The organism is Rikenella microfusus DSM 15922 (assembly GCF_000427365.1).
GTDB classification, from domain to species: domain Bacteria; phylum Bacteroidota; class Bacteroidia; order Bacteroidales; family Rikenellaceae; genus Rikenella; species Rikenella microfusus.
This window is the reverse complement of the sequence record NZ_KE386488.1, coordinates 857,562-874,108: the sequence shown is the minus strand read 5'-3', so window position 1 is coordinate 874,108 and position 16,547 is coordinate 857,562. Positions and strand designations below refer to the sequence as shown.

Genomic DNA, 16,547 nt, shown 5'->3' with positions numbered 1-16,547 from the left:
TACCTTGGTCTTCGACAGGTCTGTGTTATCGGAACAGGGGGCTAATCAGGAAATAATCGCAACCCCCTGTTCCGATAACACAAAAGGATTCGCAATGCAAAAGGATTGCGGAGCCTAAGGCGTAGCGGAGCTTCACAAAGTTTCTTTGGTTCTTTCTTTTCAAAGAAAGAACGGTTGCCTCAAACTAAAATGTACGGACAAACGAACCTTTGAACGACAAATTATGAGAGCCAAATTTTCAGATATAAGTTACACTTCTGCAACTGCCGGCGGCAGTTGCGGCTGCTCTTCCAAAAAAGAGTGCGGCGAAGCCCCCGTGTGGATGACCCCCGAACATATCGCCGTCAAAGGTTCCTATTCGGCCGACGACCTGCTCGGCATGGAACACCTCGGCTATGCCGCCGGGCTCGCCCCGTATTTGCGCGGTCCGTACAGCACCATGTACGTGATGCGTCCGTGGACCATCCGGCAGTACGCCGGCTTTTCGACCGCTGCCGAATCCAACGCCTTTTACCGTCGTAACCTCGCCGCCGGACAGAAAGGCCTGTCCGTCGCTTTCGACCTCGCCACCCACCGCGGATACGACGCCGACCATCCCCGCGTAGTCGGCGACGTCGGGAAAGCCGGCGTGTCGATCTGCTCCGTCGAAGACATGAAAGTCCTCTTCGACGGCATCCCCTTGGACAAAATGTCCGTATCGATGACCATGAACGGCGCCGTGCTGCCCGTACTGGCCTTTTATATCGTCGCCGGCCTCGAACAGGGCTGTACCCTCGATCAGCTCAGCGGGACGATTCAGAACGACATCCTCAAGGAATTCATGGTGCGGAATACCTACATCTATCCGCCTGAATTTTCGATGCGCATCATCGCCGACATCTTCGAATACACCTCGAAGAACATGCCCAAATTCAACTCTATCTCCATCTCCGGCTACCACATGCAGGAGGCCGGCGCCACCGCCGACATCGAGATGGCCTATACCCTCGCCGATGGCCTCGAATACCTTCGTACCGGGGTGAACGCCGGGATGGACATCGACTCCTTCGCCCCGCGTCTGTCGTTCTTCTGGGCCATCGGCATGAACCACTTCATGGAGATCGCCAAGATGCGCGCCGCGCGTATGCTGTGGGCCAAGATCGTGAAACAGTTCAACCCCAAGAACCCCAAATCGCTGGCCCTGCGTACCCACTCGCAGACCTCCGGCTGGTCGCTCACCGAGCAGGACCCGTTCAACAACGTGGCCCGTACCACCATCGAAGCAATGGCCGCCGCGCTGGGGCACACCCAGTCGCTGCACACCAACGCTCTGGACGAAGCGATCGCCCTGCCGACCGACTTCTCGGCCCGTATCGCCCGCAACACCCAGATCTATATCCAGGAAGAGACCAATATCTGCCGCGGCATCGACCCGTGGGCCGGCTCCTATTACGTGGAATCGCTCACCAACCAGATCATGCACAAGGCCTGGGCCTTGATCGAAGAGGTGGAATCGCTCGGCGGCATGGCCAAAGCCATCGAAACCGGCGTGCCGAAGATGCGTATCGAAGAGGCCGCGGCCCGCACGCAGGCCCGTATCGACTCCGGCGAACAGACCATCGTCGGGTTGAACAAATACCGGCTGGAAAAAGAAGACCCGATCGACATCCTGGCGGTGGACAACACCGCTGTTCGCGAATCGCAGGTAGCCCGTTTGAAAGAACTGCGGGCGAACCGCGACGAAGCTAAGGTCAAAGCGGCCCTGGCGGCGATTACCGAATGCGTGAAGACCAAGAAGGGTAACCTGCTGGAACTGGCCGTCGAGGCGGCCAAAGTGCGTGCCTCGCTGGGCGAAATCTCGGATGCCTGCGAAGTGGTCGTAGGCCGTTACAATGCGGTGATCCGCTCTATTTCAGGTGTTTATTCGGCAGAAGTGAAAGACGACGAAAAGTTCGCGAAAGCCAGGGAGCTGTGCGAAAAATTTGCGAAAAAAGAGGGGCGCCAGCCTCGTGTCATGATCGCCAAACTGGGGCAGGACGGCCACGACCGCGGCGCCAAAGTGGTAACCACGGGTTACGCGGACATCGGGTTCGACGTGGATATGGGGCCGCTGTTCCAGACACCGGAAGAGGCGGCCAAACAGGCCGTGGAGAACGATGTCCATGTGGTCGGCGTATCGTCGCTGGCAGCCGGGCACAAAACGCTCGTTCCGCAGATCGTGGCGGAACTCAAGCGGTTGGGCCGCGAGGATATCGTGGTGATCGTAGGCGGGGTTATCCCGCACCAGGATTACGATTTCCTCTATAAGAACGGCGCTGCGGCGATCTTCGGTCCGGGTACACCGGTAACCGATGCGGCGATCAAGATTCTCGAAATCCTGCTCGACGAGTAACCGATCCGTTCCCGCTTGCCGCGCATTGCGGCGGGCGGAACCGTCTCCCTTTGCCTGCAAAGGACGTCGAAATCGGAACCCGTCGAACAGCCGACAGGATAGAAACAGCCGGGGCGGCAAGGTCGCATATACCTTGCCGCCCCGGCTGTTTTTTAGTTTGACAGGCCGGTATTTTTTTCGGCCCGCATCCACCCCGTCGGACATTGTCTCCCCGTCGGAGTACCCGGCGGTAACGGGGCTTCGACTCAGTCTTGGGTAAAACCTGCGTATTCGATACTCGCGGTATCCGGCATCCTGCGCATTATCCGAAGACGGAAACCCGGCCGGTTATTTCCCCAGCCGCTTGCCGAGCACTTCGAGCATATCCGTCGTCATCTCCGACAGGCCCCACTTCGGCGCCCAGTCCCATTCGGCCCGTGCCACGCTGTCGTCCATCAGATTCGGCCAGCCTTCCGAGATGGCATCTTTCACCGGATCGATCTCGTAGACCATCTCCAGCGACGGGATATGTTTTCGGATTTCGGCGCAGATGATCTCCGGCGAGAAACTCATCGAAGCCACATTGTAGCCGTTGCGGTGTTTCAGCCGCGAGGGATCGGCCTCCATCAGCTGCACCATCGCGTTCAGCACGTCCGGCATGTAGATCATGTCCATGAACCGGTCGTGCGGTACGGGGCAAACGAATTTTTCGCCTTTGAGGGCCGCATAGAAAATTTCCACCGCATAGTCCGTCGTTCCTCCGCCCGGCAACGCCTGCGACGAGATCACCCCCGGCAGGCGCACGCTGCGCGTATCGACCCCGAATCGTTGATGATAGTAATTGCTCAGCAGTTCGCCCGTCACTTTGCATACCCCGTAGATCGTGGTCGGGTGCATCGGCGTGTCCTGCGGCGTTTTGTCTTTCGGCGCGTCCGGCCCGAAAGCCCCGATCGAACTCGGCGTGAAAACCGCGCAATTATATTCGCGGGCGATTTCCAGCGCGTTCATCAGCGCCCCCATGTTCACCCGCCAGGCTTTCTGCGGATTCGCTTCGCCCGTGGCCGACAGCAATGCCACCAGGTTGAAAATCGTGTCGATTTTGTTCTCGCGCACCGTTTTGGCCACCGCTTCGGCATCCAGCGCATCCAGCTGAACGAAGTCGTTGTCCTCGCGGTCGCCGTGGATGTCCGCTGCGATTACGTTATGCTGGCCGTAGATGCCCCTCAGGTGGGTGGTCAGTTCCGAGCCTATCTGTCCGCCGGCTCCGACGATAAGTATTTTTTTCATGGGTCAGGTCTTGGTTTTCGGGAAACAAATTTATCTGTTTTTCTTTACATTCGGCGAAGGATTCGTTAAAAACTTCCGGAATGCGCTTCGGGAAATCGCGTGCAGGATCCGATACTTTTCGGCGTATACGGCGGGGACATCGTCCGGATGTTCCGGAGCACGATACGCATTCCGACGGGCAGACGGGCGGCCGGCGCGGGCGGATTATCGGATTTGTTCTTATCTTGCAATCGGAAAATACGATACGGATATGCTGAAAAACATATTATTCGACATGGGCGGGGTGGTGTTCCGGCAGAATTCGGAGGAGGCTTTCCGCCGTTTCCGCGAAGCGGGAATCGATCCTGTCCGTTATATGGGCGATTACGGCCAGAAAGATTTTTTTCTGGATGTCGAAACCGGCCGGATCGATGCGGATGAGTTTTGCCGGAGAATGGCGCAGGCTGCCGGCCGCGAACGGGTGGAGTGGCGGGAGGCCCAGTATTGCTGGCTGGGGTTCGTCCGCGACGTGCCGGTCGGGCGGCTGCGCCGTTTGTCGGAACTCCGAAAGGATTACCATGTCTGTCTGCTGAGCAATACCAACCCTTTCATGATGGAGTTTACGCGCAGCGACCGGTTCAGTGCGGAGGGGAAACCCATAACGGCATATTTCGACACGTTGTTTTGCAGCTACGAGATGGGAGTCTGCAAGCCCGATCCGGAGATTTTTCTGAAAGCGCTCGCGGCGGACGGCATGCGTGCGGAGGAGACGGTATTCGTGGACGACAGCCTGAAAAATATCCGGGCGGCGGAGGCGCTCGGCATACGCGGCCTGCATGTGGCTCCCGACGAGGACTGGGGGGACGGATTGACGGAGTTGCTGCAACGGTACGGCGGTCGGTGAACCGCGTATGGGAAACCCGGCATCTTTCGGTGCCGGGTCGTTTTTTCTCCTCTCCGGAAACGCTTACCGGATGAGCCGGTTGGTCGCGGTATCGGGAAATACGACGCTGGGCCGGAAAGTTTTCGCTTCTTCGAAATCCATGATGCCGTAGGAGATGATGATGACGATGTCGCCGACAGCGACTTTTCGCGCGGCGGCGCCGTTGATACAGATGCACCCGCTGCCGGCGGGGCCTTCGATAACGTAGGTCTCGAGCCGCTCGCCGTTGTTGTTGTCCACGATCTGCACTTTCTCGCCTGCAATGATGCCGGCGGCGTCCATCAGCTCTTTGTCGATGGTGATGCTGCCTACGTAGTCGAGGTTGGCCTCGGTTACATGCACGCGGTGTATCTTCGATTTCAATACTTCTATCTGCATGCTATATCTCCAATTTATATCCGAATACAAAGTTGTCCGCACCAGCGGGCGGCCCGAGCCACCCCGGGCGGAAGGCTGGCGCCGCCGGGCACTCCGGCCGGGATGTAACTATCCCAATTCCCGCTGGCTCCGGGTAAAACGCATGGTCAGGGCGCCATTTAAATAGCTACATTATCGATCAGCCTCACCGTCCCTGCCCGTACCGCCGCGAAGCAACGCAAATCGCCCGCTGCGCGGCCCCATTCCGAAGCCGGTTGCAGCGTTTCGGCCGAAGCGATCTCGATATATTCCGTTTCGAGCAGCGGATTCGCGTCGATGCGCTCCGCGATCAGCCGTTTCGCCTCCGCCACCGGCACCTTGCCCCGCAGCGACACCGCCGCATCCGACAGCACCTCGTAGATACGCGGCGCCGCCCGCCGATGTTCCGGCGTCAGCAACAGGTTGCGCGAGCTGCGTGCCAGCCCGTCCGTATCCCGCACGATCGGACAGCCCACGATCTCGATCGGCAACGACAATCCGCGCACCATGTGGCGGATGATCGCCAGCTGCTGGAAATCCTTTTCGCCGAAAAAAGCCTTGTCCGGTTTCACGATGTCGAACAGCCGCGATACCACCTGGCCCACCCCGTTGAAATGCCCCGGACGGTGCTCCCCCTCCATCACCCGGTCCAGCCCGCCGAAATCGAACACCCGCGTGTCCGGCTCCGGATAAATCTCTTCGACCGTCGGCGCGAAGACGAAATCCACGCCCGCCGCTTCCAGCAGTTTCAGGTCGGCCTCCTCCGTGCGGGGATAATTTTCGAGATCCTTCGGGTCATTGAACTGCGTGGGATTGACGAAGATGCTCACCACCGCCGTGTCGCACGCGCGGCGGCACTCTCCCACCAGCGACAGGTGCCCTGCATGCAAAGCGCCCATCGTGGGCACGAACCCGACCGTGCCCCGGAATCCTGCGAGCTCCGACGCCCGCCTGCAAAGTTTCATCCTCAGTATGCTTGAGATTGACGGAATACCGGCCTGCCGCCGGTATGTTTTACGGCACAAAGGTAAATATTATTTTATGTTTTCGCCCTTTTGTCGCCTTGTGCCCCCCTGCAGGAGGCTCCGACCCGGAAAAATCCCTATATTTGTCCGTTTGTTGCACATGTCCGTTTCCGTACGGTCGTCCTCCGGGAGAGAGACTCGCCGGGAAAACGGTCGGAGTTCCATGGTTATTTTAATCGCAGGAGACACACATACGGGAAAAACCCTGCTGGCGCAAAAGCTGCTGGAAAAATACCGCTATCCCTATCTGTCGATAGACCACCTGAAGATGGGGCTGATCCGGAGCGGACTGTGCGAATTGTCCGCGGAAAGCGACGAAGCGGAGCTGACGGACTATCTGTGGCCCATCGTCCGGGAAATGGTGAAGACCTGCATCGAAAATGCGCAGAACATGATCGTCGAAGGGTGTTATATCCCGTTCGGCTGGGAAAAGGACTTCACGACGGAATATATCCGGCAGATAAAATACGTCTGCCTGATATTCGGCGAGGAATACATCCGGCACAACTTCCGCGATATTTTGAAATTCGAGAACGTCATCGAGCAAAGGCCGGCCGCGGGCCTGACCGTCGAGGATCTTTGCAGGACCAACGAATATAACCTGCGGCAGTGCCGGTCGAGAAATTACGATTATATCCTGATCGACAAAGAATACCGGATCGACGCGGAAATATAGGGCAAAGGCCCGGCGGATTTCTCGCAGGCCCGGAAACGCGTGCCGGCATGCGGCACCGGAACGAAAATGGATCGCATAGAAACGGAACGGCTGATATTGAGGCGCTTCACGGAAACGGACGCGGATGCCTTGTTCGCCCTTTTGGGCGACGAAGAGGTCAATACGTTTTTGCCGATGTTCCCGCTGAAAGACATCGGGGAAGCCCGGCAATACCTCCGGCATATAGAGAACCATATCCGGCGGAAAGGGTTTTACTATGCGGTCTGCCCGAAAGAGGACGACCGGCCGGTCGGTTGCGTCCACGTGAGCGGAGACGACAGCCACGACCTGGGTTACAGCCTCCGGAAAGAGTTCTGGCACAAAGGCATCTGCACCGAGGCCTGCCGCGCCGTAATCGACATGCTGAGGCGGACGGACGTGCCGTATGTCACGGCTACGCACGACGTAAACAATCCGAGGAGCGGCAAAGTCATGCAAGCCGCAGGCATGACCTACCGTTATTCCTACGAAGAGCTGTGGCAGCCCAAAAACATTCGGGTTACGTTCAGGATGTACCAACTGAATCTCGACGGACGGCAAGACCGGACCTATAAAAAGTATTGGAACGAATACCCGGTCCATTTCATAGAGGAGCTATGAGCCGCCGGAGACTCCCGGCTTTCGCCGCAGCGCCGCCGGCCGAAGTCTTTTCGGGGCCTTTTGCCGAAGATGAAAAACGGTTCCGTACGGAACACAGCACAACGAACAGATAATATGCGACATATCCGGATACGACATTGGTTTTTCGCGTCGCTGGCCGCCGCCATATTCGTGCAGTGCGCCTCCATCGCGCAGCCCCAGGGCGGGCCGCGCGACTCGCTCCCCCCGCTTGTCGTCAGCACCGTGCCCGTGCAGAAAGCCGCCAACTTCAAAGGCAGGCGGATCCTGCTGAATTTCAACGAATACGTGGCGTTGCGCGACCAGCAGAAAGAGTTCGTCATCTCGCCGCCCAATCTGAACGGCAGCAAACCCACCCTGACCGTCAAAGGGCGCTCCATACAGGTCGATTTCCAGGAACAGCCCGACAGCAACACCACCTACCGGCTCGATTTCGGCAACGCCATCGCCGACAACAACGAAGGGAACCGGCTGGGAGACTACGCTTTCATCTTTTCGACCGGGCCGCAGATCGACACCCTCCTGATGAGCGGCCTGACCGTCGACGCCCAGACCCGCGATTCGGTGATCGGGGCTATGGTCTTCTTTTTCGACGCGGCGGCCGATTCGGTGGCCTCGCGCGACTCCACCCTGTTCAACGCCCGGCCCGACGCCGTTTTCCGCAGCGACAGTTCCGGATTTTTCCTGGCCGACATCCTCCGGGACAAGGATTACCGCGTGTACGCGATACTCGATAAGAACGGCAACCAGCGGTACGAATCCGGAGCCGACTATGTCGCCATGCTCGACACCGTGTACAATCCGACCCGGATGCCCGATTTCGACATGTGGATCGAACCCGCTGCGGGGCGCAAAGGCCCCCGCCGGCAGATAGACCCGCCGCAGCTCCGCTTCGAGCTGTTCATGGAAGAACCCGTCCGCCGGCAGACCGTACTGGGCACCTCCCGTCCCGAACGGCAGAAGCTGGAGATCGTATTCAACGCCGTCCGGCAGGCCGAAATCGTCTCGTTCGCCCCGGTCGGCCTCGATTCGACCTGGCTCACCCGCGAGAACGGCATCAAGGGCGACACCGTATGGTACTGGATCGCCCCGCCCACCCGGGCGGACGCCGAAGCGCTGCAAGACACGATCCGGGCCCGGATTTCCTATATGACCCAGGACAGCCTGTGGAACCCGCAGCTCAAGACCGAAGAGCTGACCTTCGTGCACCGGATCGTCGATCCGACCGCCCGCGGCAGGAAATCGAACACGGCTTACGCCGACAGTGTCAAAAAGGTCAAGGAGGCGAGGCGCAAGGCTAAACGTGCGGCGCGGCTCCAGAAAAAATGGCTGAAAGTGGCCCGGCAGATCAGCCGCCGGCGGGGAGACCCCAAACGCACCGATGCCGAACTGCTGGCCGACAGCACGCTGTTCAAACAGGTGGACGTGGATACCACGCAGACCGACAAACCGCGCCGCGAGGACGAACTGCCGGCCAAGAACCCGTTCGGATTCGAAGTGATGGCGGCCAACCCGCTGAATCCGGAAAACCATATCCGACTGTTGTTCAACTATCCGCTGCGGTCGGTGGACGACGCGCGGATCAGACTGACCAAACTTTCCGAAGGGCAGTCCTCGCTTCCGAGCCGCGACCGGCAGTCGGCAGTCGCGGAACCGGGCAAAAAGACCGAAACCCCGGAACCGTTCACCGTGGAACTCGACAGTGCCACTCGACGGCTGCTCACCATACGCGCCGACTGGAAAGCCGACGACGAATACAGCCTGCTGATCCCGGACAGCGTGTTCACGGACATCGCTTTCCAGGCGAACGACACGTTGCAATCGATATTCAAGGTGGCCGATTCCAGCAAGTTCGGCACCGTAATCATCGAGCTGAACGAAGACGACGCGCTGCCGGACTACGAATATATCCTCGAACTTCAGACGAAAGACGGGAAAACCGTGCAGCGCGTCAAACACGCCGTGGCCGGCGGCAGCTACAAGCTGCGCTACCTGTCGGCCGGCACGTACCGGCTGCGGGTTACCGAAGACCGGAACAGGAACGGCGAATGGGATACGGGATCGCTGGTGGAGCGGCGGCAGCCGGAGCGCATCCGCATCTGGGAACACCCGTTGAACGGACGCGACATACTGGCCAAGGAGAACTGGGACGTAGCGGTACCGGTGGATTTGCGCGAACTGTTCGAGAGGCCGTAACGTTATAACTTTCGGAAATGATAAGGCTATTCTATCGGATCGGATATTTCACGGCGGCCCTGTCGGGGGCGGTATTTTTCTGCGGGACGGCGCTGGCCCAGCAGCGGGGCGTGCCGTCCGAGACGCTGAGCGCGGCATGGGCGCCGGTCAAGGTGGACCATTACATCGGTATCCGGGGCGGATATGCGATGGGTACGGCGCGTTTCGAACCGACGCGGCAGACGGAATACAAAATGGGGCTGATGGTGGGCGGCCTGGTCTATAAGTTCGACGTCCCGGCACAGAAATATGTGGGCTGTATCGAGGCGGACATCAACTGGTCGCAGCGGGGCTACCGGGTACACCAGTCGTTCGAATCGGACGAGGTGTACGAACGCAAGTGGAATACGATCGAAATACCGATCCTGTGGCAGCCGTACCTGCCGCTGAGCAAGGGAGGCACGCGGTTTTACCTCAGCGCGGGGCCTTATTTCAGCTACGCGTTCAGCTCGGACTACCGGGAGTACAACCAGGCGACGGGCGAGGTCTATGCCCAAGGCGATTATGAATACGACCCGGTGCGGGACAACCGTTGGGAATACGGGATCACGTTCGGAGCGGGCATGTTGTTCGCGATCAAAAGGTTCTCGATCTCGGCGGAATTCCGTTACAACATCGGGCTGTCGGACGTGTTCAAGGGAGTGACCAAGTACGAGGGGAATCCGTTCCGGTCTCCGGCGGACCAGATGGCGATCACGCTCGGTCTGAATTATAAGGTACGAATGCACAAATAAAAGGTCTTTTACTCCCGAACAGGAGGCCCCCGTTTTTTCTTTACGATTCACAAGAATCGCCGGACGACAGCGTCGGTCTTTCAGCTCTTTTTGTCCGCAACCGATGCGGCAGCCGGGCACCGTCGAACTCGTTCGAACGACCGCGACGCCTGCGGAAAACCGTCGGGCAACCCGGAGGCAAAACGAGCGCAGCGATGTCACAAGATACGGTCGCCGTCGGTTTAAAAACGGATATTGGGAATAAAAAACGGGATTTCAGTATATTTGCGTTTCACAGAAAAAGATCCGATGAAATTCAGCAGCCTACCGCTTTACGTCAAGATCCTGGCCGGGATGGTGCTCGGGATACTTCTCGGCATCCTGTCCATACAGGCCGGTTTTGCCGCCCAAATAGACGTTTGGGTCAAACCTTTCGGCGAGATATTCATGCGCCTGCTCAAGTTCATCGCCATTCCGCTCGTGATGATCTCCCTCGTCAAAGGCGTCGGAAACCTCAGCGACATCGCCTCCCTGTCCAGAATCGGAATCAAGACCATCGGTATCTATGTCTGCACGACTGTGCTCGCCGTGCTCGTCGGCCTCACGCTCGTCGAGCTGATCGGCCCCGGCAAAATGGTCAGCCCCGAAAGCGCCGCGGCCATGCAGGCCGATTACGGCACCACCGTCGCGGAACAGAATACCCAGGCCGAAGCGATGGCCGAGACCCCGCCGCTGCAATTCCTCGTCGATTTGTTTCCCGACAATCTGGTCGGAGCCATGAGCGACAACGGCGGAATGCTCCAGATCATCGTGATCGCCATCCTGGTCGGCGTGGCCGTCCTCTTCGCCGGCAAAGAGAAAGCCGCTCCTTTCATGAACCTGATCGAGTCGCTCGACGCCGTCGTGCTGAAGCTGATCGATATCATCATGCGATACGCCCCCGTCGGCGTGCTCGCCCTGATGGCCGGAATGATCGCCGACACCGCCGGCAACCTCGAACTGCTCGGAGCGCTCGGCCTTTACGTGCTGACCGTGATACTCGGGCTGCTCCTGATGATCTTCCTGTTCTACCCGCTTCTGCTGCATCTCTTTTCGAAAATCCCCGTGCGGAAATTCCTGAAGACCATGCCTCCCGTGCAGTTGCTGGCCTTCACCACCAGTTCCAGCGCCGCCACCCTGCCGCTCAACATGGAAACCGTCGAGCAGAAACTCGGCGTATCGCAGCGCGTCACCTCGTTCGTACTGCCGATGGGGATGACCATCAATATGGACGGCACCAGCCTCTACCAGGCTGTCGCAGCCGTCTTTATCGCCCAAGTGCTGGGGATAGAGCTTACCTGGGTACAACTGCTGACCATCGTCGCCACGACCACCCTCTCGTCCATCGGTACGCCCGGTATTCCGGGCGGCGCCGTCGTGATCCTGCTCATGGTGCTCTCTTCCGTGGGACTGCCTCCGGAAGGGCTGGCCCTGATCCTCGGACTCGACCGGCCGCTGGACATGCTCCGCACGGTGGTGAACGTCACCGGAGACGCTACCGTGGCCTCCATCGTGGACGCCAACGTCAAAGACTAAGCCATACCGTTATGATAAAGAACCTGTTTTTTCTCGTGGGTTTCCGCGATAGCGGCCGACCCGGAGCCACCCCGGGCGGAGGGCCGCAACCTCGCAAGCTCGGTTTTGCCTCCGCCGGCTCCGGGATTTTTACAATGACCTTATTGTTTGCGGCGGCGTTTGCGGTCGTTTCGTGTCAGAAAAAAGGCACAGCGCCCGAACCCGTCTATCCGGTGCCCACCCCCGCGCAGATCGCCTGGCAGAAAATGGAGACCTACGCCTTCGTCCACTTCGGCCTCAACACCTTCAACGATCTCGAATGGGGCTACGGCGACACGCCGGCCGAAACGTTCAATCCTACCGACCTCGATGCCGAGCAGTGGGTGCGCATCATCAAAGAGGCCGGCTTCAAAGGGGTGATCCTGACGGCCAAGCACCACGACGGTTTCAACCTCTGGCCCTCGAAATACACCGAATACAGCGTCAAAAACTCGCCGTGGCGGAACGGACAGGGCGACATGGTGCGCGACCTGGTGGACGCCTGCCGCAAATACGGGCTTAAGTTCGGCCTTTACCTCTCGCCGTGGGATCGCAATCATGCCGAATACGGCAAACCGGGATATACGGAGTATTTCCATAATCAGATACAGGAGCTGATCACCGAGTATTGCGACAGCATCGAACTGTTCGAATATTGGTTCGACGGGGCCAACGGCGGCGACGGCTATTACGGCGGCGCACGGGAAAAACGCTCCATCGACCCGGACAGCTATTACCAGTACGAGCGGGCCGTGGAGTTCATCCACTCGAAATTCCCGGACGCGATGATCTTCGGCGGTACGGAACCTACGATCCGCTGGGTCGGCAATGAGGAAGGCTGGGCCGGACAGACCGACTGGGCGCCGTACAAACCGGGCGATAACCCGCATTACGGTTCGCCGAACGGCACGCAGTGGCTCCCGGCGGAGTGCGACGTTTCGATCCGGCCGGGCTGGTTCTACCATGCCCGCGAAGACCAGTCGGTGCGTACCCTTTCGCACCTGGTGAACATCTATTATCAGAGCGTAGGCCGCAACGCCACGCTGCTGATGAATTTCCCGGTGGCGCTCAACGGCCGTATCCACCCGCTCGATTCGGCACGGATCATGGAATGGCGGCAGGTGCTGGACGAACAGTTCGAAACCGACCTGCTCTCCGGTATCGAACCGAAAGCCAGCAATACGCGCGGTTCGGATTTTCGGGCGACCCGGCTGACGGACGGCGATTGGGATACCTATTGGGCGACGGAAGATACGGTGACGACCGGGAGCGTGGAGTTCCGTTTCGACACGGTGACTCCGGTGAACCGCCTGCTGTTGCAGGAGTATATACCGCTCGGACAGCGCGTGGCGAAGTTCGGGGTGGAATACCTGGATACGCTGGCGCAGTGGCGGCCGGTCGATACGCAGGACACGATGACGACGATCGGCTACAAGCGCATCATCCGTTTCGAGACGGCGCAGGCGCGGGCGCTGCGGGTCCGCTTCACCGAATCGCGCGGGCCGCTGTGCATCAATAATATCGAGGCTTATCTGGCACCGGTACTGATGGTCGAGCCTTCGATCCGGCGCAATGCCGAGGGGACGGTATTCATCGACGCGGCGCCGGGAGCCGAAATACGCTATACGACGGACGGCACGGTGCCGACCTCTCGGTCCGCGCTGTTCCGAGAACCGTTCCCGATGCCGCGGAAAGGAACGGTGAAAGCGATCGCGGTAGACCCGACGCTGGGCAAGGTAAGTCCCGCGGCGTCGCGCACGTTCGATATTCCGACGGCGGCGTTCAGCGTCGTAAAGCCGGCGGGCGAAAAGGCGCTGACGGCTTTCGACGGCAACCCGAGTACGGCATGGTACCTGCTGCTCTCCAAAAGCCGGGAGCTGGAGTTCGACCTGGGAGACACCTATACGGTAACGGGGCTGACGTATGCGCCGGACGCGAACCGCTGGGGCATGGGACCGGTGTCGAAATACCGCATCTTCGTCGATGGACGGGAGGCGGCTTCGGGCGAGTTCTCGAATATCAAGGCGAACCCGATCGAACAGGTGGTGACGTTCGCGGAACCGATTCGGGGAAGCCGAATCGCTTTCGTGGTGGATGCTACGGCGGACGATGCGGCATCGGCCTCGTTCGCCGAAATTACAGTACTGACCAAATAACTGAATAATATCCGTTTTCGGAGTTTGAGGGTCCTGTTCTCTATTGTAAACCACCGAGGCGGCAGCCGATTGTTCGAATGGCCGAGGCGCAAGGAAGAAGGTAAAACCAAACTTTTTGAGATCGTATCTCCTGAGTTTGGCAGGTGCCCTTTTCTTCAGGATTTTCGATCGGAACGACAGCCCGTTGTTTTGCGGTTCGCAGAACCGCCGGCCTTGTCGCCCTGGCGCTCTGCGCCACGGGGGGGAGGGCGACAGGCCGAACCTCTGGTTTTATCGGACGAAATGGGGTTCCGGAGAGGCGTACATGGCTGCTCGAAAGTTCGGTCCTTTTTACCTGCGGCTTCCTCGCGCTGCCTCGCTATAGTCCGCAAACGGCCTCCGGACTCGCCACACTGTTCGGTTCTTCAGAAAAAGAACGGTTGCCTCCAGTTCGGGAACGGATTATTAACAGAATAAAAAGACCCTTATAAAAGCATACAGTGATGAGATACGATCCGGACCAGAACGGTTATTACGGCGAATTCGGGGGCGCCTTTATTCCCGACGAACTCAAAGAGAACATCGGCCAGCTTGCCGAGCGATACGTCGAAATCATCGAGAGTCCGAAATTCAAGAAAGAGTTCACCACCCTGCTGAAAAATTACGCAGGCCGTCCGTCGCCGCTCTACTTCGCGCCGAGGCTGAGCGAGAAATACGGCGCACGCATCTACCTCAAGCGCGAAGACCTCAACCATACCGGGTCGCACAAGATCAATAACGCGCTGGGACAGATTCTGCTGGCCCGCGAGATGGGCTGCACCCACATCATCGCCGAAACCGGCGCCGGACAGCACGGCGTCGCCACCGCCACCGTCTGCGCCAAACTGGGCCTGAAATGCACCATCTACATGGGTGCCGTGGACGTCGAACGGCAGGCGCTGAACGTAGCCCGGATGAAAATGCTCGGAGCCGAAGTCGAAGCCGTCACGGCCGGCGGCGCCACGCTGAAGGACGCCGTGGATGTCGCTTTCGCTTACTGGGTGGCCCACCCCGAAGCCTACTACCTGTTGGGTTCCGCCGTCGGCCCCCATCCTTTCCCCGATATCGTGGCCCGGCTGCAATCCGTGATCAGCGAAGAGATCCGCAAACAGCTCAAGGAGCAGGAAGGGCGCGAACTGCCCGACTGGGTGATCGCCTGCATCGGCGGCGGGAGCAACGCTGCCGGAGCCTTTTACCATTTCCTCGAATCGGACAGCGTGCGGCTGGTACAGGTCGAAGCCGGCGGACACGGTACCGAAGGCAACGAACACGCCGCATCGCTCACCTGCGGCACCGAAGGCATCCTGCACGGCAGCCGGTCGATGATCCTCTTCGACGAAAACGGGGAGGTGCGCGAACCCTACTCGATCTCCGCCGGGCTGGATTATCCGGGAATCGGGCCGTTGCATGCTTATCTGGCGAAAACCGGCCGTTCGACCGTACTGGCCGCCACCGACGGGCAGGCGCTGGAAGCCGCCCGCGAAGCAGCACGGCTGGAAGGGATCATCCCGGCCATCGAATCTGCCCATGCGCTGGCCGCCCTACCCCGGCTCCCGTTCGGAGCGGACGACGTGGTCGTGGTGAACCTGTCCGGCCGCGGCGATAAAGACATGCCGACCTACCTGCGCGAATTCGGACTCTGAGGCGGAGCTATGGAAAAAGCCAAACCGGGACGGCTCTCGATCAAAGAGTGGAACGAACAGGACCGGCCCCGCGAAAAGCTGATGAGCCGCGGGGCTTCGGCCCTGACGGACGCCGAGTTGCTGGCCGTGCTGATCGGCTCCGGCACGGTCGAACACTCGGCGGTCGAAATCGGCCGCATGCTGTTGGACTCGGTGGGCGGAAGCCTGGTGGCACTGGGCCGCAAGAGCCTGTCGGAACTGCAAACCTTCAACGGAATCGGCCTGGCGCGGGGCGTAAGTATCGCGGCCGCATTGGAACTGGGACGGCGCAGACGTGCGGCGGACATTCCCACGCCGGACTATATCGCAGGCAGCGCGGACATCGTGGCGATCTTCCAGCCTCTGCTGTCCGATTTGCCGCACGAAGAGGTCTGGGTGATGCTGCTGTCGCGTTCCAAACGGATCATCGAGCGTTTCCGGGTAAGCCAGGGCGGCCTCGAAGGTTCGGTAATCGACCCGCGGATCGTGATCCGGCGGGCGTTGGACCGTAATGCGTCGGGAATCGTGCTGGTACACAACCATCCGTCGGGAAACGCTTATCCGAGCGAACAGGACATACTGAATACCAATAAAGTGCAACTGGCAGCTTCGTATTTCGACATGCGGCTGCTGGATCATGTGATCATCGCGGACACGTCTCCGTTTAGTTTCGCGGAACGGGGATTGCTTTAATATTCTGCGTTCCGCATACCGGAACACTTTTTGTTATCGTTATTTTATATGTAGGTTACTCCCGGCTTCTTACTTGGTATTGAAATTCAGGTAGAGGCTGCTGCCCGGGAATGTGCGATTTTCCGTTCTGACGATAGTCGGGACGGGGAATCGCATTCCCGGCGA

General features: G+C 59.3%; 13 protein-coding genes. 10 read left to right on the top strand and 3 right to left on the bottom strand.

Annotated elements, in window-relative coordinates; translation table 11 throughout:
• Nucleotides 1-223: 223 nt before the first annotated feature.
• A complete protein-coding gene (scpA, locus tag RIKMI_RS0104825; protein WP_027290670.1) occupies nt 224-2,371 on the top strand; it encodes a methylmalonyl-CoA mutase in 2,148 nt (715 codons plus the stop codon).
• A gap of 327 nt (nt 2,372-2,698) precedes the next feature.
• On the opposite strand, the gene RIKMI_RS0104820 is transcribed toward scpA, so the two are convergent.
• Nucleotides 2,699-3,637 (bottom strand): NAD-dependent epimerase/dehydratase family protein, encoded by a 939-nt coding sequence (locus RIKMI_RS0104820; protein ID WP_027290669.1) that lies wholly within the window; start codon nt 3,635-3,637, stop codon nt 2,699-2,701.
• Between the two features lie 250 nt (nt 3,638-3,887).
• Here RIKMI_RS0104820 and RIKMI_RS0104815 point away from each other — a divergent pair, with 250 nt between their 5' ends.
• On the top strand, nt 3,888-4,520 hold the full coding sequence (locus RIKMI_RS0104815) for an HAD family hydrolase (protein ID WP_027290668.1): 633 nt from the start codon (nt 3,888-3,890) through the stop codon (nt 4,518-4,520).
• Between the two features lie 63 nt (nt 4,521-4,583).
• Here the strand turns inward: RIKMI_RS0104815 and panD are convergent, their stop codons facing one another.
• Nucleotides 4,584-4,937, bottom strand: coding sequence for an aspartate 1-decarboxylase (gene panD / locus RIKMI_RS0104810; protein ID WP_027290667.1), 354 nt, complete (start codon nt 4,935-4,937; stop codon nt 4,584-4,586).
• Between the two features lie 158 nt (nt 4,938-5,095).
• Nucleotides 5,096-5,920, bottom strand: coding sequence for a pantoate--beta-alanine ligase (gene panC, locus RIKMI_RS0104805; RefSeq protein WP_027290666.1), 825 nt, complete (start codon nt 5,918-5,920; stop codon nt 5,096-5,098).
• 223 nt (nt 5,921-6,143) lie between these two features.
• Between panC and RIKMI_RS0104800 the strand changes: the two genes are divergently transcribed.
• The 8 genes from RIKMI_RS0104800 to radC all read left to right on the top strand — a co-directional run bounded on the left by RIKMI_RS0104800 (nt 6,144) and on the right by radC (nt 16,382).
• Nucleotides 6,144-6,656, top strand: coding sequence for a hypothetical protein (locus RIKMI_RS0104800; RefSeq protein ID WP_027290665.1), 513 nt, complete (start codon nt 6,144-6,146; stop codon nt 6,654-6,656).
• Nucleotides 6,657-6,722: 66 nt separating this feature from the next.
• A complete protein-coding gene (locus RIKMI_RS0104795; protein WP_027290664.1) occupies nt 6,723-7,295 on the top strand; it encodes a GNAT family N-acetyltransferase in 573 nt (190 codons plus the stop codon).
• 114 nt (nt 7,296-7,409) lie between these two features.
• A complete protein-coding gene (locus tag RIKMI_RS14275; RefSeq protein WP_027290663.1) occupies nt 7,410-9,509 on the top strand; it encodes an Ig-like domain-containing domain in 2,100 nt (699 codons plus the stop codon).
• Nucleotides 9,510-9,526: 17 nt separating this feature from the next.
• The gene (locus RIKMI_RS0104780; protein ID WP_027290662.1) at nt 9,527-10,282 is read left to right on the top strand and encodes a porin family protein; all 756 of its coding nucleotides are present in this window, start codon (nt 9,527-9,529) and stop codon (nt 10,280-10,282) included.
• Between the two features lie 288 nt (nt 10,283-10,570).
• Entirely contained in the window at nt 10,571-11,836 is a 1,266-nt protein-coding gene (locus tag RIKMI_RS0104775; RefSeq protein WP_027290661.1) for a dicarboxylate/amino acid:cation symporter, read from the top strand.
• A 134-nt stretch (nt 11,837-11,970) separates the two neighbouring features.
• Nucleotides 11,971-14,010, top strand: a complete 2,040-nt coding sequence (locus RIKMI_RS0104770) for an alpha-L-fucosidase (protein ID WP_027290660.1) — start codon at nt 11,971-11,973, stop codon at nt 14,008-14,010.
• Nucleotides 14,011-14,489: 479 nt separating this feature from the next.
• Nucleotides 14,490-15,671, top strand: a complete 1,182-nt coding sequence (gene trpB / locus RIKMI_RS0104765; RefSeq protein WP_027290659.1) for a tryptophan synthase subunit beta — start codon at nt 14,490-14,492, stop codon at nt 15,669-15,671.
• A gap of 9 nt (nt 15,672-15,680) precedes the next feature.
• A complete protein-coding gene (gene radC, locus RIKMI_RS0104760; RefSeq protein ID WP_027290658.1) occupies nt 15,681-16,382 on the top strand; it encodes a RadC family protein in 702 nt (233 codons plus the stop codon).
• Nucleotides 16,383-16,547 lie beyond the last annotated feature (165 nt).

Bases quoted from the DNA above. Each gene is read 5' to 3' on its own strand.
- radC (WP_027290658.1), top strand. From the start codon at position 15,681: ATGGAAAAAGCCAAACCGGGACGGCTCTCGATCAAAGAGTGGAACGAA.
- RIKMI_RS0104780 (WP_027290662.1), top strand. From the start codon at position 9,527: ATGATAAGGCTATTCTATCGGATCGGATATTTCACGGCGGCCCTGTCG.
- scpA (WP_027290670.1), top strand. From the start codon at position 224: ATGAGAGCCAAATTTTCAGATATAAGTTACACTTCTGCAACTGCCGGC.
- RIKMI_RS0104795 (WP_027290664.1), top strand. From the start codon at position 6,723: ATGGATCGCATAGAAACGGAACGGCTGATATTGAGGCGCTTCACGGAA.
- panD (WP_027290667.1), bottom strand. From the start codon at position 4,937: ATGCAGATAGAAGTATTGAAATCGAAGATACACCGCGTGCATGTAACC.
- RIKMI_RS0104770 (WP_027290660.1), top strand. From the start codon at position 11,971: ATGACCTTATTGTTTGCGGCGGCGTTTGCGGTCGTTTCGTGTCAGAAA.
- RIKMI_RS0104775 (WP_027290661.1), top strand. From the start codon at position 10,571: ATGAAATTCAGCAGCCTACCGCTTTACGTCAAGATCCTGGCCGGGATG.
- panC (WP_027290666.1), bottom strand. From the start codon at position 5,920: ATGAAACTTTGCAGGCGGGCGTCGGAGCTCGCAGGATTCCGGGGCACG.
- RIKMI_RS0104815 (WP_027290668.1), top strand. From the start codon at position 3,888: ATGCTGAAAAACATATTATTCGACATGGGCGGGGTGGTGTTCCGGCAG.
- RIKMI_RS14275 (WP_027290663.1), top strand. From the start codon at position 7,410: ATGCGACATATCCGGATACGACATTGGTTTTTCGCGTCGCTGGCCGCC.
- RIKMI_RS0104800 (WP_027290665.1), top strand. From the start codon at position 6,144: ATGGTTATTTTAATCGCAGGAGACACACATACGGGAAAAACCCTGCTG.
- RIKMI_RS0104820 (WP_027290669.1), bottom strand. From the start codon at position 3,637: ATGAAAAAAATACTTATCGTCGGAGCCGGCGGACAGATAGGCTCGGAA.